This window comes from Enterococcus sp. AZ129 (genome assembly GCF_051714505.1).
GTDB lineage: Bacteria > Bacillota > Bacilli > Lactobacillales > Enterococcaceae > Enterococcus > Enterococcus faecalis.
On the sequence record NZ_JBIORY010000001.1, the window covers coordinates 1,840,948 to 1,861,356 of the forward strand.

Sequence of the window (20,409 nt, forward strand, 5' to 3'; positions counted from 1 at the left end):
TTTATCAAATAAAAAAAGAAGATACGCGGTGCATCTTACTTCTAAAATAGTACCCTTTTAACCGCTCTATGTCAATGATAGACGGAGCTTATTAGCTATTTTCTTTTTTTGATTTCCAACAAAGAAACCAGACACTTAACGCAAGCTAGCATTAAGTGTCTGGTTTCTAATTGGTTCTTATTCAACGCCGATTTCTGCACGTACTACTTCAGCAATTTTATCAACGTAATAATCAACTTTTTCTTGTGTTGGCGCTTCGGCCATCACACGTAACAATGGTTCTGTTCCAGAAGGACGAACTAAAATACGACCTTCGCCATTCATTTCTGCTTCTGCTTGTTCGACAACTGCTTTGATTGCCGGAACTTCCATTGCACCATTTTTATCTGTGACACGAATATTGACTAATTTTTGTGGATAAATCGTCACTTCATCCGCTAATTCAGATAATTTTTTGCCCGTTTGCTTCATAACATTCAACAATTGAATCCCTGAAAGCATGCCATCACCTGTTGTGTTGTAATCTAAAAAGATCATGTGACCAGATTGTTCGCCACCAAAATTGTAATCATTTTTACGCATTTCTTCTACAACATAGCGGTCACCCACTTGCGTTACCACATCTTTTAAGCCAATTTCTTCTACAGCTTTATGGAAACCTAGATTACTCATCACTGTTGTAACAATTGTATCTTTTTTTAAACGTTTTTTCTCAGCTAAATATTTAGCACAAATATACATAATTTTATCACCATCGATAATTCGTCCTAATTCATCGACTGCAATAATTCTATCACCGTCGCCATCGAAAGCCAAACCAGCATCTGCGCCTTTTTCAACAACCATTTCTGCCAAAGCTTCAGGATGAGTGGAACCCACACCATCATTGATATTCAATCCATTAGGACTTGTTCCCATTGTATAGAAATCTGTCTCTAAATCCGCGAAGACACGATTGACTGCTGTTGCAGTTGCTCCGTTGGCCGCATCTAAACAAACAGTCATATCTGCTAAATCGCCAGGAATACTTTGAACTAAAAATTGCGAATATTTTAGTAAGCCTTCTGGAAATTCATCTAACGAGCCTAAGCCTTCTGCAGAAGGTCTTGGTAAGGTGTCTTCTTCTGCATCTAACAATGCTTCAATTTCTGCTTCTTGATCGTCTACTAATTTGAAGCCATCTGCCCCAAAAAACTTAATCCCATTGTCTTCCGCAGGATTATGTGAAGCTGAAATCATTACGCCAGCGGATGCTTTTTGTAAACGAGTAAGATATGCTACACCAGGTGTTGAAATCACCCCTAATTGGAAAACTTCAATTCCGACTGATAATAATCCAGCAATCAATGCTTGTTCCAACATCTCACCTGAAATACGTGTATCGCGGCCTACGAGAACACGAGGTTTTCTTGAACTATCTTCATGTTGACTCAACACATAACCACCGTAACGTCCTAATTTAAAAGCTAATTCAGGTGTTAACTCCTTATTTGCAATTCCTCTTACACCATCTGTTCCAAAATATTTACCCATTTTGATTCTCCTTAGTCACTTGATTCTCTGTATTTTCAGTTGAACCAGCAGTTGTACTTTCTACTGTTGATCCCTCACTTGTTGTTTCAGAAGTATTTGATTCTACTTGACTGGATGTACTTGGTTGTACTGCTTGGCTACCTGAGCCAACCGTTGTTGAACTTGCAGGTTCCCCTGAAGTTTCATTTGTATTTGATGACTGTTGTTGATTGTACACGGGGCTCAAAGAAACGTCAACCTCATCTGGTGTAACTACGTATTCTCCATTAATGGGAATAGTCACTGATTGTTTTGTTTCTTTGCGAATATCAGAAATATCTACCGGTACCTCAATTGATTCTAGCGTATCTAAAATTGATTGCGGGCCACTGACCCTAACTTGGTACGTTGATAAACTATAATTGTAATGAGCGATCCCAGCAGGTGGCGTACCTGTCATACTAACATTCAGTGGTACATCTTTCGTTGGCGCGGTTAAGCCTACTGTTACTTTGACTTGTGGTGCTGGATTTTCGATACTTAGGACTTGACCTTTGGCATCTAGCGCTTGGACATTTACCGTTTGTTTAATCGTATCAATTGTTTGTTTGGCACTTGAGACTGGCGCAATCACTTTGTCAATTGCTTTCGCTGTTTCTTCTCCAGTTGTTACTTCTACAGTTTTTGGATCTACAGAAATATTTTTTACTTTGTAGCCTTCTTTTTCAATGTTATCAGAAAGTTGTGCTTCTACATCGAATTTTTTTGTTACTCTCTTTTCAATCGTTACAGTCACTGTTTTCGGTTCAATTTCAGCTGTAACAGCTGAACTTAGTCCCCGCACTGTCAAAGGCACTTCCGAAGTCCCTAATGGCAATTTGGTTAAGTCTGCGACCACTTGGAAATTTCGTGTGTCAGCATTTGATTCCATGTTTAATTGAATGCGGTTCGCACTACGTAAATGAACATTTACACTCTCTTCAAATCCAGAGACATAATATTTGTCTTTATCGTATTGGACTTGGACAGGAATATTATTCAGTGTTTCACTATACGTTTGGCTTGAACCTGAATTGGAGGGATTATTGCCTGTTGCATTGGCATTAAAAAATAACAACAATGCAAACAGCAATGAAAGCAAACCATTAAACCAGCTTTTTTGGGAGGCTTTTCTCATTTGCGTTTAACCCCCTTTGTTACATCATCGATAAAATGCTGCAAAGCACTTTTTTTATCTTCCGATGATTCCGAAATTAACTCCTTACGCAAAATTGTTAAATACTCTTCTTGCGTTAGACCAGGAATTAATTCATTGTTCAACGTCAAACTAACGTCACCAGTTTCTTCAGAAACAACAATCGTAATGGCATCACTGACTTCACTGATACCGACTGCGGCTCTATGGCGCGTTCCAAATTCTTTTGGAATTAAATTGCTTTCTGATAGCGGTAAATACGCACTAGCAACAGCAATTTTTTCATTTTTGATAATCACTGCACCATCATGTAGTGGTGTATTTGGAATGAAAATATTAATCAGTAATTCACCAGTAATATCGGCATCCAAATCAATACCTGTCTCAATGTATTCATCTAAACCGGTATTGCGTTCAATGGTTATCAAAGCACCAATTTTCCGTTTTGACATGTACTGAATGGCTTTGTCAAAGGCCTGAATAATACGCTCATCTTCTTGTTGCGCACCTTTATTCGGGCGGAAAAACGAACTTCTCCCTAGATGTTCCAGCCCTCTTCGCACTTCTGGTTGAAAAATAACAACCGCGGCGATTACACCATACATGATGACTTGATTCATTAACCAAGATAATGTATGTAGACCAATTATCTCACTTAGAATGCGGATAATGATAAAAACAGCGACACCTTTTAATAGTTGGACTGCTTTTGTTCCACGAACAAGCATGATTAATTTGTAAACGAGGTACCATACGACTAGGATATCTATGATATTGATAACAAAATCCTTAGATAAGAAATCCGTTGAGATGACTTGCTGCCAATAATTCAAATCTAATAATTGATTCAATTGAAACGACATCATACCCCTCACTTCTCTCTCAAGATTTCCTAACAAGTATACCACATTATTTTCTTTCATCACAGAACGCAAGCGGAAACATCAAAAAAATTTAGGAACTTTTTCAAATAACTTGAAATTTTTCATCAAAAAATCGCATTTCTAACTAAAAAACGTGTCCAAGCAAAAAGCTCAGACACGTTTTTTTGACTTCTATTTAATCTTGCTCACGTTGTTTTCTCTTGGCTGCTCGTTCTGCGCGGCGGGCAGCCCTTCTTGCTTCCGCTTCCGGATCAACTACGCGTTCTTTTTTCACTCGTGGCTTCTCGTTCTCTGGCGCAGTTATTTCTGGTTCACTTTGTTTTTCTAGTTTTGCTCGAATTTTTTCTTCTTGACCAGCTAAACGAGCATAATTATAGAACCGTCTCTTAGCATCATTAATTGTTTTATTAAATAACAATTCCGCTGTATCTGGTTGACTAGATTCTAAGGATGCAAAGCGAACTTGTTGGCGCATAAACTCTTTCATTAATGAAAAATCTGGTTTTTTAAAATCCAATGTCATTGGTTCTTTGCCTTTTTCTCGCAATAATGGATTATAGCGATATAAAGACCAGTAACCTGAATGAACTGCGTCTTTCGCTTCTTTCAACGTTTGACTCATCCCACCTGCTAAACCATGTGTAATACATGGTGTATAGGCAATAATAATCGATGGTCCAGGGAATTTTTCTGCTTCTTCAAAAGCTTTAATCGTCTGCATTTGGTTTGCACCTGAGGCAATTTGGGCGACATAGACATTTTCATAAGTCATTGCCATCATCCCTAAATCCTTTTTAGAGGCATATTTCCCACTGGCAGCAAATTTCGCAATCGCTGATGCCGGAGTTGCTTTGGAAGTTTGGCCACCTGTATTGGAATAGACTTCATTATCTAGAACTAACATATTCACATCAGCGCCACTAGCTAACACATGGTCAATACCGCCGTAGCCAATATCGTAAGCCCAGCCGTCTCCACCAATCATCCACTGACTTGGTTTAACAAAAAGATCTTGATCGTCATAAATTGCTTCCAATAAAGGTTGATTCGTTTTTTCTTCAAGCAAAGCTGCACATAATTTAGCTGCACGTTGTTGCGTACCTTCACTTTCGGACAGATGTGCTATCCAATCTTCCATCAATAAACGTAAAGAATCACTGGCTACAGAAAAAGCTTTGGTCATTTTACTAGCTAAACGTTCGCGACGCGCTTGCGTTGCTAACAACATGCCGTAACCAAACTCGGCATTATCCTCTAAAAGAGAATTTGACCAAGCTGGACCTTGTCCTTGTTCATTAGTAGTGTAAGGTGTCACACCCGCTGCAGCACCCCAAATCGATGAGCAACCTGTTGCATTAGCAATCAGCATTCGGTCACCAAACATTTGCGTCAATAATTTAACATAAGGCGTTTCGCCGCAACCAGAACAAGCACCAGAAAACTCTAATAAAGGTTTATTAAATTGCGAACCTAAAACAGTATTCGGTTTTGCTGGGTTTTCCTTTTGACGTAACGTCATAGCAAACGCCCAATTCATAGCCTGCTCTTTTTCTTCTTCATAAGGTTTCATTACTAAAGCTTTGCCTTTAGCTGGACAGGCTTCAACACAAAGACCACAGCCAGTACAATCTTTGACTGAGACTTGGATACGATACTTCAAGCCGTCGGCACCACGTAAATCACGCACAATGAATCCTTCTGGAGCTTCGGTCATTTCTTCTTCATCTGCTAAGAATGGTCGTATCGCCGCATGGGGACATACAAAGGCACACTCATTACACATAGTACATCGATTGCTAATCCACTCAGGTACTTCTAATGCAACTCCACGTTTTTCAACTGCCGCAGTTCCCAAAGGCATCCGCCCATCTGTCATCTCATTTTTCGCTAGTGTCGCAACAGATAACGCATTGCCTTCTTGACGATTAATCGGTTCAACAATTTCATGAACAAAATCACTAACATTTTCTGAACGTTTTCGAGGTTGAACTTCAAGCGTTCTCCACTCTGCTGGAACAGGTACCTGATGCAACAATTCAACGGTCTTATCGATTGCTTGAATATTTTTTTCGACAACTTTCATGGACTTATGACCATAACTTTTCAGTGCTTCTTCTTTTAAAATTGGCAACACTTGCTCAAAAGGCATGATTTCCGCTAATTTGAAGAAAGCTGTTTCCATTGCGGTATTAATTCGCCCACCTAGTCCGACTTCACTAGCTAATTTTACTGCATTGATTGTATAAAACTGAATCTCATTTTCAGCTAGATACCGTTTTAATTGATTTGGTAAAAATCGTGCTAGTTGTTCATCATTCCAAATGGTATTTAAGAGGAAAGTCCCGCCTTTTTTTAACCCTTTTACTAAATCATAGGTATGCAAATAAGCGGCTGTATGACAAGCCACAAAATCAGAATGTTCAATGAGGTACGTTGAACGAATGGGTGTCTCGCCAAAACGTAAATGAGAAACGGTCAACCCGCCTGATTTTTTTGAATCATAATAGAAAAAGCCTTGTGCATACTTGTCTGTATGATCACCGATAATCTTAATTGCTGACTTGTTCGCCCCTACTGTCCCATCAGAACCAAAGCCCCAAAATTTAGCTTGATAGGTTTTCGGATTCGTCAAATCAAGTGGTTTGCCAACTTCTAATGAAGTATAAGTTAAATCATCATCAATCCCAATTGTAAAACGCTTCTTCATGGCAGAACGTTCTTTCATTAATTCATCAAAAACCGCAACAATTTGATTTGGCAGCACATCTTTAGAACCTAAACCATAGCGCCCACCAATAATTGTTGGGCGAATGTCCGCTTCATACATCGCACTTTGGACATCCAATAATAACGGTTCGCCACCAGCACCGGGCTCTTTCGTCCGATCCAAGACAGCAATTGCTTTAACTGATTGTGGTATTTTTTCAAGAAATGTTTCAACTGGAAATGGTCGATAAAGATGGACATTAAGGAAGCCAACTTTTCTTCCTTGTTCTTGTAAATAATCAACCGTCTGTTCAATTGTTTGCGCAACTGAACCCATTGTGACAATCACTTCTTCCGCATCTTCTGCGCCATAATACGTCACCAAATCATAATTGGTGCCCCGTAATCGATTAATTTCTTTCATATATTTTTGAACAATACCAGGTAATTTTTCATAATAAGGATTTATTGTTTCTCGTTGTTGAAAGTGAATATCTGGATTTTGGTTCATTCCACTAACGGAAGGGTGATTCGGGTTCATGCTCCGACGACGAAATTCGGCTAATTTCTCTTGATTTACTAAGGGTGCTAATTCTTCATAGTCAAGAACTGCCACTTTTTGAATTTCATGACTTGTTCTAAAGCCATCAAAAAAGTTCATAAATGGTACACTCGCTTCAATCGAAGCTAAGTGAGCCACTGGTGCCAAATCCATCACTTCTTGCACACTGCTTTCTGACAACATAGCAAAGCCTGTTTGGCGTGCGGCCATTACGTCTCCTTGATCACCAAAAATATTTAAAGCATTCGTTGTTAAAGCTCGGCTCGCCACATGAAAAACAGATGGTAATAGTTCTCCAGCTATTTTGTACATATTAGGAATCATTAAAAGTAACCCTTGTGAAGCCGTATAGGTCGTGGTAAGCGCGCCTGTTTTTAAAGAGCCATGGACCACGCCGGCAGCACCAGCTTCCGATTGCATTTCGACTACTTTCACAGGTTGACCAAAGATATTTTTCTTACCTTCGGCCGACCACTGATCAACAAGTTCAGCCATCGTTGAACTTGGTGTTATTGGATAAATGGCTGCTAATTCTGTAAAAGCATAGGAAATATAAGCTGCTGCAGCATTCCCATCCATTGTTTTCATTTTTCGCATGTTTTTCTCATCCTTTATATCTAAAAAATAGAATAGTTGCACGCATATTCTTGTTTATTATAGCGGAATTTCACAAATTATGAAAGATTTTGTCAATTTTTTTGCTTAAAAATAAAAGAGAAATTGAGAAAAACCCCTTTTTCCCCTATAAACAAACTATTTCACTGAATTAAAATTACTTTATTTTGTGAAATAGAAATTATCTATTCGTTCACAAACTAAAAAATGAAAGAGGGAGATAAGCGTTTCGACTTATCTCCCTCTTTCTAAACATTAAGATTATTAAAAGTAACAGCTTTTAGTACAACTCCAAATATTGTTCTCTTTCCCATTCAGAAACGGTTTGACGGAAGGCTGCCCATTCCATTCGTTTCGCTTCTACAAAATTGGCAAAAATGTGACGACCTAATGCATCAATCATTACTTGATCTTTACGTAATTCTTTGATGGCATTGTGTAAGGTTGATGGCAAATCTTCAATTTGTGCATGTTGACGTTCTTCCTCATTCATCACATAAATGTTACGATCAACTGCTGGCGGTGGTGTAAGTTCATTACGAATACCATCCAAACCTGCTTGTAATAAGACAGCCATTGTTAAATACGGATTCGCTGAAGGATCGACAGAACGTAACTCTAAACGAGTCGATAAACCACGAGATTCAGGAACTCGAATGAGTGGTGAACGATTTCTGCCGCTCCAAGCTACATAAACAGGTGCTTCATAACCTGGTACCAAGCGTTTATAAGAGTTCACTGTTGGGTTACATACCGCAGTATAGGCACGGGCATGTTTTAACAAACCACCTAAGAAATGATACGCAGTTTGGCTTAAGCCCATCTCTCCTGACTCGTCATAAAAAACATTACCTTCTTCATTAAATAATGACATATTGCAGTGCATACCAGAACCATTAATTCCAAACAAAGGTTTTGGCATAAATGTTGCATGCAAGCCATGTTTGCGCGCAATAGTTTTCACAACTAATTTGAACGTTTGAATATTGTCACAAGCATCAACTACATCCGCATATTTAAAGTCAATTTCATGTTGACCAGGTGCTACTTCATGATGCGAAGCTTCCACTTCAAAGCCTAAACTTTCTAACTCTAAAACAATATCACGGCGACAATTTTCACCTAAATCGGTTGGCGCAAAATCAAAATAGCCACCTTTATCATTCAAGTCAGTGGTAATTTCACCATTCTCATCTAATTTAAATAGGAAAAATTCTGGTTCTGGTCCTAAGTTAAAAGAAGTAAAGCCTAATTCTTTCATATCTGCTAAGGCGCGCTTTAAATTACCGCGGGGATCTCCGGCAAAAGGGGTACCATCAGGATTGTAAATATCACAAATTAAGCGCGCAACTTTTCCATGGTCGCTTTCCCACGGAAAAATCATCCATGTAGATAGATCAGGGTATAAATACATGTCACTTTCTTCGATACGAACGAATCCTTCAATGGATGACCCATCAAACATCATTTTATTATCTAATACTTTATCTAGCTGACTCACAGGAACTTCAACATTTTTAATTGTTCCCATAATGTCGGTAAACATTAGTCGTAAAAAACGTACGTTTTCTTCTTCTGCAATATGTTTAATCTCTTCTGCCGTTTTGGCTTTTCTTGTCATCGGTCTGATCCCCATCCTTCATTTTTATTGGCTGCTGAAACGTTAAAGCCTTGGTACATTCGATTGGAACGGATTTTGCTGAGTAAGTCCTCCTTGCGAAAGGATTTCGTCGTATAAAATCTGACGAACATCTGCATCGGTTAACGGACGAGTTGCCTCGGCGGTGTTTTTTTGTTCTTCTAATTTCATTTCATACACACGCTTAATCCCTGCCATGTTCAATCCATCAGATAAATAATCTTTAATTTCTAACAAAACATCAATATCATTTAAAGAATACATGCGTCGGTTGCCCTCACTACGTTCTGGATGAATCAATCCCTGTTCTTCATAGTAGCGAATTTGTCGAGCGGTCAAATCCGTTAGTTTCATAACTGTACCAATTGGAAAAACTGACATGGAACGGCGTAACTCTTTTTCTCTCATCTCCATCCTCCTCTCTTAGTTATTTCTTAGAATAACAATAGAATGACAAATTGTCAAGAACTTATGTTAGATTTTCTAACATAAAACAAAAAACCTGATAAATATGGACTTTCCCATCTTTTCATGGCTGATTTTCTCCTGCTAACCAAAAAAATAGAAATGATTTGTTTTTACAAATCATTTCTAATCAACTTACCATTTTTTATTCTTTTTCGGATTCAGCCAACCATTTAGACTCTTTTTTCGCAAAACCTTTCACGATATACCGATTTTCATTTTCAGCATATTCTTCTGAAATCATTAGTGTCATCCGGCGAAGTTCACTTAATAGTTGTCCGTCAGTTGGTCTAATTTCTAATTGATAAGGCTCTAATAATTCCATCATTTGGGCACGGATAGCTTGAACCAGTCGTTCTTTATCTTCAGGAATTTTAGTTGAGATCAATACATTGGGAAATAAGGTTGGGACAAATTCTTTACTGTCCACTTGATCTCTTTTATTATAAACCGTCAAGCACGGAATATTTTCCAACGCTAATTCTTTCATCAATGTTTGAACCGTGCGTTCATGTTGTAAACGATCTGGCGCACTTGCATCCACCACATGGAGCAGTAAATCCATCGCCCGACTTTCTTCCAATGTCGACTGAAAGGCTTCAATCAGTTGTGTTGGTAAATCTTGAATGAAGCCGACCGTATCTGTCAGAGTAACTTCCATGCCTTGAGGCAATTGCCATTTTTTGGTTAAAGGATCTAACGTTGCAAACAATTGATCCTCTGAATAAGTTCCTGCTGTCGTCAACATGTTGAGAATGGTTGATTTGCCAGCATTGGTATAACCAATCAAGCCAATTTGAAATAGTTCTGAATTTTGTCTTTTTTGGCGGCTTCGTTCACGATGAGCAGTGACTTCTTTTAACTCACGACGGATGCCTAAGATTTTATTCCGAATGTGTCGGCGGTCCGACTCTAATTTCGTTTCACCAGGCCCACGCGTCCCAATACCTCCTCCAAGTCGGGACAACTGTTTTCCTTGACCAGCCAAGCGAGGCAATAAATAATCCAATTGTGCTAATTCAACTTGTAACTTTCCTTCTTTGGAGCGCGCACGCAAAGCAAAGATATCCAAAATTAATTGTACACGATCAATTACTCGCACAGCTAACGCTTCAGATAACAGTTGATTTTGACGCGGTGTGAGCTCGTGATTAAAAATCACAAGATCCGCTTCATAGGCATCTGTTAATTGAATTAATTCTTCTAATTTCCCCTTACCGATTACGGTTTGTCGATCAACTTGTGGTCGTTTTTGCGTTAAAACAAACACCACTTCTCCATTAGCAGTTTCCGTTAAATTCGCCAGTTCTTCCATTGATGCAGAAAATGTCTGATAATTTTTTTCCGTTTCAACTCCTACTAGAATCACTTTTTCATGAGTGGTCATCGCCTACTCACTCTCCTTCTGTTGTAGCCATTCCGCTACTTCTTTTTCCAACTTGGGCAAATCTGTTGGCTGCTGAACCAAATTCCACCAATGCGCAGCCATTCGATTTCTAAACCAAGTCAATTGACGTTTGGCATATCGCCGCGATTGCTGTTTGACTGTTTCAACCGCCATCTCTAATGATTGTTCACCAGAAAAATACGGGAAAAATTCTTTATAGCCAATACCTTGAGCTGCTTGTGCATGTGGTTGCTGAAACATCTGTTTTGCTTCTTCCAACAGCCCTTCTGTCATCATTTGATCCACCCGCTGATTAATACGCTCATACAATAAAGCGCGATCTGTTTCCAAACCTAACAAATAATAATCATAGAGACGAGCTGGTTTTTCCTTCGGGGTCAAAATACTATAACCGGTTTTATCAAAGACCTCTAACGCACGAATCACTTTTTTGCGATTATTAAAATGGATGCTGTTAGCCGCTAGAGGATCCTTTTGTTGTAATAACAGCCATAAGGCTTGATTCCCTTTTTCTTCCGCAAATAAATTGTACGTTTCTCTAATTTCAGGCGAGTCATCTATCTCACGACTTCCTAGTTGAAAATCATAAAGGAGTGATTGAATATACAAACCTGTTCCTCCAACGATAATTGGTAGTTTCCCTTTTTCAGTAATTTCTTTGATTTTTTGACGACCCTCTTTCTGAAAATCAGCGGCAGAATATGTTTCGCTGACTTCACGGCAATCAATTAAATAGTGAGGAATTCCTTCTTTTTCTGTTTCTGTGACTTTAGCGGTGCCAATGTCTAACGAGCGATAAACTTGCATGGAGTCACCGCTAATAATTTCACCATTAAATTTTTTTGCTAAAGCAATACTTAATGCTGTTTTCCCCACCGCAGTGGGTCCTACAATAACTAATACTTTCTCCAATTATGTTTCTCCTTCTTCTTGCCAATTTTGACGAGCAAATTTTGCTTCCTCAGGAAAATCTGTATGAACGCCTGCCAATTTTAGCTGAAAACAATTTTCCATTTCTTCCATCCGATTAACAGTCCACGGCCGCAGCGGTTTGCCAATTGCGATAAGTTCTTTTTCATGAGCCAACACCCAAGACATTTTTGGATGTAAACTATCGACAAGCGCGAATGCCGGTCCCGCTTGACTTAAATCCTCTGCAGATTCATAAATAAAGGCAATTTCTGTCTTAGGATCAGCTTTTTTTAATTTAACTAAACTTGGAAAATAAAAACTGGAATATAAATAACGAAACGGCCAGTTTTTTTGCTTCATTTGTTGGACGACTTTTTTCTCAATTCCTTCATAATGGATAATATCCGTTTTAAGTTCAATATTCAAAAAACCATTGAATTGTTCTTCTACAAGACAATTTAAAACATCTTCCAATGTTGGAACACATTGAACAGAAGGATTTTTCTGAAACCAGCTTCCAGCATCTAGTTGTTTTAATTCGTTTAATGTTAACTGTTGGATTTCACCATGACCATCTGTCGTACGATCCACCGTTTCATCGTGCATAACGATTAAATAACCATCTTTAGATAAGTGAACGTCTAATTCAATTCCTTCAGCACCAACACGAACAGCCTCTCTGAAAGCAATACACGTATTTTCAGGATGGGTGCCTTTACTTCCTCGATGTGCAATAATATCTGTCATGCTCTCACTCCAATCTTGTTTATTGTACCATTGGAGTGAGGTGGGTTCAAATAATGTAGAAAAAAGAAGCCTCTCACAAATGAGTGGCTTCTTTTTAATATATAACAACTAACGCATTCCTGGAGCATTTTTTTCTGTAATATCAAAATTTACCGAATCAATAACTTTGTTAGTATTATTATCAATAATCACAAAGTTCAAACCTTTTTTATTTCTAGACATTTCTGTATCATTTATTTTTACAGAAGCGAATGTTTGATTTTCATAATTAGTATAACTTGAGAATACATCATAATTTAAAGCTTCAAATTTACCAGATAGTCTCGATAATTCTGCATTTGTTTCAACTGTTTTATTGTCTTTTGAAATCACTGCACTTAAAGTCCATGCATTGTTACCTTCGAATTTTACGCCTAGCCCCAAGTCTTTTAAAAGCGACTCTTCCGCTTGTGAAAGATAGACTTGATTACCATAACCACTTAATAAAATAGTATATTGCGTATCAATTAATTTTTGTAAATAATCATTAAGATTAAAAATATTCATAAACTCTGGGTTTCCATTTCTATATATATTGTCCCAATCTTTTTCTGAAACACTTCGCACAGACTCCAAGCCATAATATTTTGCAACAGAACGATTAACTTGTGCATCTGAATTAGTTTTTACATGCGATAAATGATTAGAATAAGCTGAATATTTTGTTGTATTACTATATGATATATCTGGAAACACAGGATTGATATTTCCTTTTTTCTCTTGCTCAACTAAATAACTATATTGTTTTGTCAAATCCAATTTTGACAAGAATATATCACTTACACCAACCATTACGTTCATGAAGAATGTACATGCCAAAATCACATACAAAAAACTGTAAATTGGAGAAAACCTGATATTTACTTTATAATTTGGCAGTGACATAGAAAAAGCGATAATCAAGAATAATACAGCCCCATAGTATGAACGTCCATAAGTTAATGCCGTTGGAGAGATGGCTAAAACTAGCATAGTAGCCATTCCAGAAACAAAATAAACAACACTTAGGTATACTCTTTTTTTATCTTGACTAATATAAGTATATAAAACAAGCAACAAAATCAGTATAACTAAAAATAATGATAAATTTTCTTTCATTTGTTCAAATATTGTAATGATTCCTGTCATGGCCTTTCTTGGTAAAGACCAAGTACTTCTAGCAAAATAAGTAGCGCGAATCTTATTTCCTGGTGCTAAAGCCATTAACGCCAAACCTATAGCATTACCAGCAACACCCGTAAACATCCATAAAGAAAGTTTTCGTTTTGTATAAAACTGCCAGCCAAGATACCCTAAAACGATAAGCAAAGCTCCTCCAGAGGTATTTTCATTACACCAACCAGCCAAAATTCCTAAAGCAAACATCAAAAAAATCATTAATTTTGTTTTCGTAAAGACGTGTTCTTCAATGATTTCTTTATGATACACATAAAGGAACGAAAGAATAATTAAACTTCCCCAAAGATAATTAGCTGAGCCTGTCTCCCATAAAAATACTTCTCCAAACGCTGGAATAAACAACCAAAATAGCACTTGAATAATAACAAATCTAAATGAATTATACTTTTCATCTTGCTTTTGTAAAGTAAGTCTATAAACTAAATATGTTACTATTGTGTATGCCAAAGCGTTAAAAACATTAAAAATTCCTTTTGGTAACAATAAAAATATTCTTGCAATTATATGGACCACTGAACGTCCGGTCCATGTCATGTATTGATTGTATTCATCTATAAGTATCGTCATCCAACTTTTCGTTTTATAAAGGTATTCATAGTCATCTGCAAGTAATGGTGTTAAATTATTTAAAGTAAGCATCACCAAAAATGTAATAATAATTGAGCATATAAATATCTTCTTTTTATTCAATTTAACTTTCATCTCTGCTTACCTTCCGCTTTTAGTTCATACTTAACATATTTATCCAAACCGGACTGAATACTATATTTCGGTTCATAACCAATGGCACGTAATTTAGATATATCCGCTAAGGAATCTTTGATGTCCCCAGCTCGCGCTTCTTTGTATTCAACTGGCAAAGTGACTTTCATAATATCATTTAAAGAAGAAATTAACTCATTTAAATCGGTTGCTTTCCCAGTCCCGACATTATACACTTCCCCAAGTGATTGGTCAGAATGAGCGACAAGATTCAATGCTTGAACCACGTCCTCAACAAAGACAAAATCACGAGATTGCTTTCCATCGCCAAAGATATTGAATGTCACTTCTTGATTGGCTAATAAGCGTTTGTAAGAGTCCATCACAATCGAAATAACGCCAGAATAAGGCGAATTAGGGTTTTGGTTTGGCCCATAAACGTTAAAGAAGCGAACAGCGCTTGTCGGAACATCATATAAATGACAATAGTTTAACACATATTTTTCAGAAGCAAATTTATCCACTGCATAAGGCGTTAATGGACGAATTACTGATTCTTCCTGTTTTGGTAAAGTTGGCTCATCACCATAAACCGCTGCAGAAGAAGCAAACACCAAACGTTTTAAATCTTTCTGGTATTTCCGAATTAATTCCAGTAATTGTAACACACTCTCAAAATTCACTTGGTGTGTTTCCACTGGACGTGCTACTGAATCTGCTACACTAGCAATCGCTGCTAAGTGAAAAATGTAATCGAACTGATACTCTTGCAGTACTTTTTCCATTAATTGTTGATCAATCACGCTACCTTCAATGAACGTGATATTTTCAGATGTGTTTAAATTTTCAGTTTGGCCCATTGATAAATCATCAATGACCACAACTTGATTGTCTTTACTATAATAATTTGCTAAGGTTGAGCCGATAAAGCCGGCACCGCCTGTGATTAAAAAGTTCCTCAAGTTTCCCACTCCAATTAAAATAATACATTAATTTTACCATTTTTAGGTGTCAAAGACTACCGTTTGTTTTTTTCAATAAAAAAGGAGAGAAAATAACTTTCTCAACCTTTTACTAAATATTTTAAATTCTTTGCGTTATTCACAAAACTCTTATGAATGAATAAGAAATAGATAATATACACAATTCCATAAGAAATGAAACTATAAATACTACCGCCAAACCAAAGATTACTAAAGATAAACAATAATGTAACCAATGTTTCCAATACCGTGCTATTACCTATTTTAACGTTCATATCTTTGCATAGAAAAATTTCCGCTAAATTACAACGAAATGCTAAACTTACTAATATCAACCCAACAGTTAAATTCAAGTTCCCAACAACGAAAATCACAAACAGCGATAGGATTAACGACAAGGCAAGTGTCAATACGTTAACAAATAAAATTGTTTTTTCTTTTCTCAACGTTTTTAAATACGTATTAATTAGTAAAGACATCCGACCTTCATAAATAACTATAGGAAATAGAATTCCCATAAATTTCAAACTCTCGCTATATTCGGGTAACCACATACCTAAAACAAATTTGACGGGTACATATAACAGCAGAATTGCATACGTCAACGGAACAAAAACACCTCTTAATGTGACAAATAAAGACGGCAATCGCTCTTTATTTGTCCGTCTTAACAACGGAAACATTACAATTCCAACAGCATTAATAAAAGTTAAAAACATATTTGATAAACTTAAAGTAAAGGACAATTTACCAAAGGTTTCGATAGTCCAACGCTGTTGAACAAAAAAGCGAATGGTTCCCATTATTAGCATACTTGCTATACTACTGAGCATTAGTTTACTACCTATGTTAATATTATCAACTATTTCAGGAGTAACTTCCTTCAAACTCATCATGTTCACACGCAACATGTCTTTAACTCTAAACATTCCCCAAACCGTAATAATCAGTTTAGAAAGTATATCCATAATGATTAGCCAATAAAAATCTCGTCCTCCTAATGCAAAGTAAATTGCAATGAACAGGACATATAAATAGCGATCATTTCTGGATAATTGAGCATATTCCTTAATACGATTTGTTGACTGAAAAACATACAGAATAAACGTTTTTGCAATTGTAATTACTGAAACAATGGCCGTCAATATCAAAATAATCCCTTGATATTCTTTCGGCATGAAAAAGTAAGCCCAAAGAATGACAAAAGCAGAAATACAACATTCAAAAATCGCTAAATACCAGAATTGAGAACCGAGATTTCTTTTATCTAAATTTTCGTATTCTTCTCCCCCAATTTTTAAATAGATACCATCAATCCAGCCTAAGTGGAGAAATCCAACATATGAAGAATAAAAAACATAAAGTTGCCAATAACTGTATTCTGTAACGCCTAGCAACTTAGGAACAAATAAATTTAAGAGAACCGAAATACCCAACGTTGCAAAATTTGCAGCCACAGTATAATAAAGGTTTTTAGCCACCATTTTTGCTTTTGAATTCATAGCATTATGCTCACTTTCTAATTTTATATTTCATGATATGGTACATATCTGTGCTAAAATAAAACTTATGATGATACTTAAAAAAGGCACATAGAATCGGAATAATTTTTTTTCGTTCTAATAAAGATACTCGCATATTCAACTCTTTAATCAAGTTTGAAAGAACTTTGTCTTTATATTCAAATTCTTCAACATGTGGTTGATTATTTAAATAATTCTTTGCAGCCTTTGTACGCTGTAATCTCCGGCGTAAAGTATTCAATCTTTCTTCAAAGTGGTTTTGTCTCTTAGCTAAATCAATTTCTTTTTTAAAGGAACTTTGTCCATGTTTACGCCATCTAATTAATTCTTCCCTAACGATATAGAGCCCATCACTTAGTAAAGAACTTCCCCACATCGCCATATCATGTACAGGATTTTCCATTTCAGATGCGTATAGATTAACGTTTGCAATAAAACTCTTTCTAATTGCATATACACAACCTGGTCGACGTAAAAATAAATTGTTTTCATTAAATACAACCTGTTCTTCTTTTTGATTAGGCAGTTTAACTGAATCAATTTTTTTTAATTCCTCTGCTAATCCTCCCGGTTCTACTAATTCAGTATAATCGCTTACTAAAACTTTGACATCAGTGTTTACAAAAGCGTTACACATCACTTCAATTTTAGATACATCCCAAATATCGTCTTGATCACAAGTAAAAACAATTTCTTTTGTAGCAGCATTCAATAGATTAAAGAAATTTTTGCGCCAACCTAAATTTTCCTTATTGATTTTCAAATGCCACGTTTCACCTAATTTATTTTCAGAGATAAATTTTTCAATTATTTTAACTGTAGAATCTGTAGAACAATCATCCCAAATCAATACTTCATCAATTTTTTTCGATTGATTTTTTAAAGAATCCAACTGTTCTAAGATGTTTTTTTCTCCATTATAGGTAGCCATAACAACAGTTGCTGTATATTGTTGGTCCATTTAAGTACGCCCTCTTTCTAAAAAGCCTATAAATAATCTTTATTTTTGGTAAAAATCATAGGGATGATGAGTGATTCTTTCTTCTACCGGAGGCATTTCCATATAATCTCCATAGCGTAAAGTCAAAAATTGTTTTCGCTTTTTAATGGCCATAAATTGATGTCCTTCAAACTCTACATCTTCATATTCCAAAAACCACTCATTAGGAAACACACCCCAATCTATATGAATCCATTCGAGATAACCACAATGATTTGTTGTTCCAAATGGGATTTTTTTTGCCTCCGTTTGATATAAATCACGCCAATATTGATCGTTTCCCATTTTTTTTGTTTTAAAATGATGAGGATAACGTGTTATTAATTTTATTAAAGCCTTACTAAGATAAAAACTTCGCGCATAGCTTAAGCCTAAAGTATCCATTAAGTTTAACCGATACTGTTCCGTTTTATTTCTTAGTTCATTTCTCTCCTTTTGAGTATCAGGGATACCATCAATTGGAAAAATATCTACAAAAACTCCTAAGTCCTTATCTTCTCCACCAAAATATTGTTTGGAATGAGCTACAGTATTAGGATCAACTAACTTTGCAAAAGGATAACGAAAATGTTTCCGTGTTTCAAAAGAAAGTAATTGATAGTTAGAATCGTTTTTAAGGATTTTAATTAACAATTCATAATCTGGCCTTGGCATAACTATATCAATATCATCATCCCAAGGAATAAAACCTTTATGACGTTCTACACCAATCAATGTTCCATAAAACAATGTATAATGCAAGTTGTTAGATCGACAAATATTATCGATATACACTAATATTTCAACAGCCTTCGCCTGAACCTCTTTTAACGTAAGTTTTTGCATGATATTACTCTCCTACTTATATAATAATCAATTGTATAGTAGAAAAAATGAGCATCATTGCTCATTTCCTCTAATCAAATCATTTTCCATGTCAGTGCGATACTGAATTTTACCTAAGTATAACCAAAAGATAACTGTTGCAAAACGTCTTGTTAAAATGACTTCAGTTATCAGTAATCCAGAAATTAAAATGACTAACACAATTTGGTTATCTAACACAAAATCCATATAATTTTTAATTCGAACGCTAAACAGCAATTTAGCAGAGTTAAACATTTTAGATAGCAAGAAAATTAGAAATACAATTGTACCTGAAATCCCTGTAGCTGCTAATAAATAGAAGAAAAAACTATGCGGTGTTTGAGCTGTCTTAGCAATATGAGATTGAGGCAATTTATCTTTAGCTATATCTGCAAAACCTTTTGGAGAAGTGCCAAATATAGGATTTAATTTCATTAAATCTATCGCACTTTGCCAAAGAGCAAATCGACTATTTGAAATATCGTCTTTCCCCTCAACATCTGGTCTCTTAGTAGTAATTTTCTTATTTCCTAGAATTTCATTTTCTTTATTATCTAAAACTTTTGGTACTTCAATATTCACTGAATTTGCAGCAGCAATATACCCTTTTTCTATTAACTGTAAGCCCCCGAAAACAATAGCACCACAGAAAAAAGAAACTAATACTGCTTGCACAACTTTTTTTATAACTGCTTTGGATGTATTTTTTTGAAAGAACCAAATTGTAAAGAACATCCCGAAAATTACCATTGAAATCAACTGAATAACTCCTGATCTTGATCCAGACAATGCTACATAACTAAATTGTAGAAAAATCACCATTACACAAACCACTTTTAACCATTTGCTATTGGTATTAATAAAATTCCGCACGCCAACCAAAATACAAACTAATGAGATGGTACATGCATAGTTAGGCTCCACAAAAACACCATATAATCGATTTTCAAAAAAACCGATTCTCATTCCGTAATACAAAGACTCTACTGGTTTTGAAAAGCTGATTCGCGCAAAAAATAAGTATAACCCAACGATGACTAATGCGGTCCAAACAATTAAAAGTACATACTCAAAAGCTTTAAAAACAGATTTATCATTCGAACGCCCTACTTCGTAAACGGAAAAGAAAAAGATACATTGCCAAATGATCAACTTAATGTTCTCTGAAAAAGCATACGTATGATTAATAAATGTTGTTAAAAATAAAATTCCTATAAAAGCAATTAGCCAGTATTCTATTCTTCTTTGTTTTTTTTCTATAAAAATTGGCAAGAAGTGACATATGAAGTAAACACCTGACAATAGCATAATTATCAAGGTAAATAATGAATCTATTTTTGTTGGTAAAGTCGAATAAATGCTAACCATTCGACAAATTAGAACTAACTCAAAAAAAACAATATATGGTATAGCTATCCTTTTTTCTATTTTTTGCATCTGCTGTGATAAATTAATAATCATCATATCCTCCAATTATTTAAAACAACTTTTA

15 protein-coding genes are annotated in these 20,409 nt (G+C 36.0%); all 15 read right to left on the reverse strand.

Going from position 1 to position 20,409, the window contains the following annotated elements; all coding sequences use genetic code 11:
- Window positions 1-177: 177 nt before the first annotated feature.
- The 15 genes from glmM to IGJ90_RS09225 all read right to left on the reverse strand — a co-directional run bounded on the left by glmM (window position 178) and on the right by IGJ90_RS09225 (window position 20,381).
- Entirely contained in the window at window positions 178-1,533 is a 1,356-nt protein-coding gene (gene glmM, locus IGJ90_RS09155) for a phosphoglucosamine mutase (protein ID WP_002356936.1), read from the reverse strand.
- A complete protein-coding gene (locus tag IGJ90_RS09160; RefSeq protein WP_002366928.1) occupies window positions 1,526-2,689 on the reverse strand; it encodes a CdaR family protein in 1,164 nt (387 codons plus the stop codon). Before IGJ90_RS09160 ends, glmM begins: the two co-directional genes overlap by 8 nt.
- On the reverse strand, window positions 2,686-3,570 hold the full coding sequence (gene cdaA / locus IGJ90_RS09165) for a diadenylate cyclase CdaA (protein ID WP_002389035.1): 885 nt from the start codon (window positions 3,568-3,570) through the stop codon (window positions 2,686-2,688). Before cdaA ends, IGJ90_RS09160 begins: the two co-directional genes overlap by 4 nt.
- Before the next feature lie 196 nt (window positions 3,571-3,766).
- The gene (gene nifJ / locus IGJ90_RS09170; RefSeq protein ID WP_025186647.1) at window positions 3,767-7,498 is read right to left on the reverse strand and encodes a pyruvate:ferredoxin (flavodoxin) oxidoreductase; all 3,732 of its coding nucleotides are present in this window, start codon (window positions 7,496-7,498) and stop codon (window positions 3,767-3,769) included.
- A gap of 256 nt (window positions 7,499-7,754) precedes the next feature.
- Window positions 7,755-9,095 carry a type I glutamate--ammonia ligase gene (gene glnA / locus IGJ90_RS09175; protein ID WP_002356929.1) on the reverse strand — a complete coding sequence of 447 codons (1,341 nt, stop codon included), beginning with the start codon at window positions 9,093-9,095 and terminating at the stop codon, window positions 7,755-7,757.
- 42 nt (window positions 9,096-9,137) lie between these two features.
- Window positions 9,138-9,521 carry a MerR family transcriptional regulator gene (locus IGJ90_RS09180; protein WP_002388239.1) on the reverse strand — a complete coding sequence of 128 codons (384 nt, stop codon included), beginning with the start codon at window positions 9,519-9,521 and terminating at the stop codon, window positions 9,138-9,140.
- A gap of 202 nt (window positions 9,522-9,723) precedes the next feature.
- Window positions 9,724-10,965: a GTPase HflX gene (gene hflX / locus IGJ90_RS09185; protein ID WP_104659741.1), complete on the reverse strand. Its 1,242-nt coding sequence runs from the start codon at window positions 10,963-10,965 to the stop codon at window positions 9,724-9,726.
- Window positions 10,966-10,968: 3 nt separating this feature from the next.
- Window positions 10,969-11,898, reverse strand: a complete 930-nt coding sequence (miaA, locus tag IGJ90_RS09190) for a tRNA (adenosine(37)-N6)-dimethylallyltransferase MiaA (protein WP_002366931.1) — start codon at window positions 11,896-11,898, stop codon at window positions 10,969-10,971.
- Entirely contained in the window at window positions 11,899-12,645 is a 747-nt protein-coding gene (locus IGJ90_RS09195; protein WP_002362094.1) for a glycerophosphodiester phosphodiesterase, read from the reverse strand.
- Window positions 12,646-12,753: 108 nt separating this feature from the next.
- Window positions 12,754-14,565 carry a DUF3329 domain-containing protein gene (locus IGJ90_RS09200; RefSeq protein WP_002366933.1) on the reverse strand — a complete coding sequence of 604 codons (1,812 nt, stop codon included), beginning with the start codon at window positions 14,563-14,565 and terminating at the stop codon, window positions 12,754-12,756.
- Complete coding sequence (locus IGJ90_RS09205) at window positions 14,562-15,536, reverse strand: GDP-mannose 4,6-dehydratase (protein ID WP_002395291.1); 975 nt, start codon at window positions 15,534-15,536, stop codon at window positions 14,562-14,564. The genes IGJ90_RS09200 and IGJ90_RS09205 overlap by 4 nt, the downstream gene beginning before the upstream one ends.
- 92 nt (window positions 15,537-15,628) lie before the next feature.
- Entirely contained in the window at window positions 15,629-17,050 is a 1,422-nt protein-coding gene (locus IGJ90_RS09210; protein WP_002366935.1) for a lipopolysaccharide biosynthesis protein, read from the reverse strand.
- A 10-nt stretch (window positions 17,051-17,060) separates the two neighbouring features.
- Window positions 17,061-18,032, reverse strand: a complete 972-nt coding sequence (locus IGJ90_RS09215) for a glycosyltransferase family 2 protein (RefSeq protein WP_002366937.1) — start codon at window positions 18,030-18,032, stop codon at window positions 17,061-17,063.
- A gap of 39 nt (window positions 18,033-18,071) precedes the next feature.
- Complete coding sequence (locus IGJ90_RS09220) at window positions 18,072-18,896, reverse strand: LicD family protein (protein WP_438768017.1); 825 nt, start codon at window positions 18,894-18,896, stop codon at window positions 18,072-18,074.
- Between the two features lie 54 nt (window positions 18,897-18,950).
- On the reverse strand, window positions 18,951-20,381 hold the full coding sequence (locus tag IGJ90_RS09225) for an O-antigen ligase family protein (RefSeq protein WP_002366939.1): 1,431 nt from the start codon (window positions 20,379-20,381) through the stop codon (window positions 18,951-18,953).
- Window positions 20,382-20,409 lie beyond the last annotated feature (28 nt).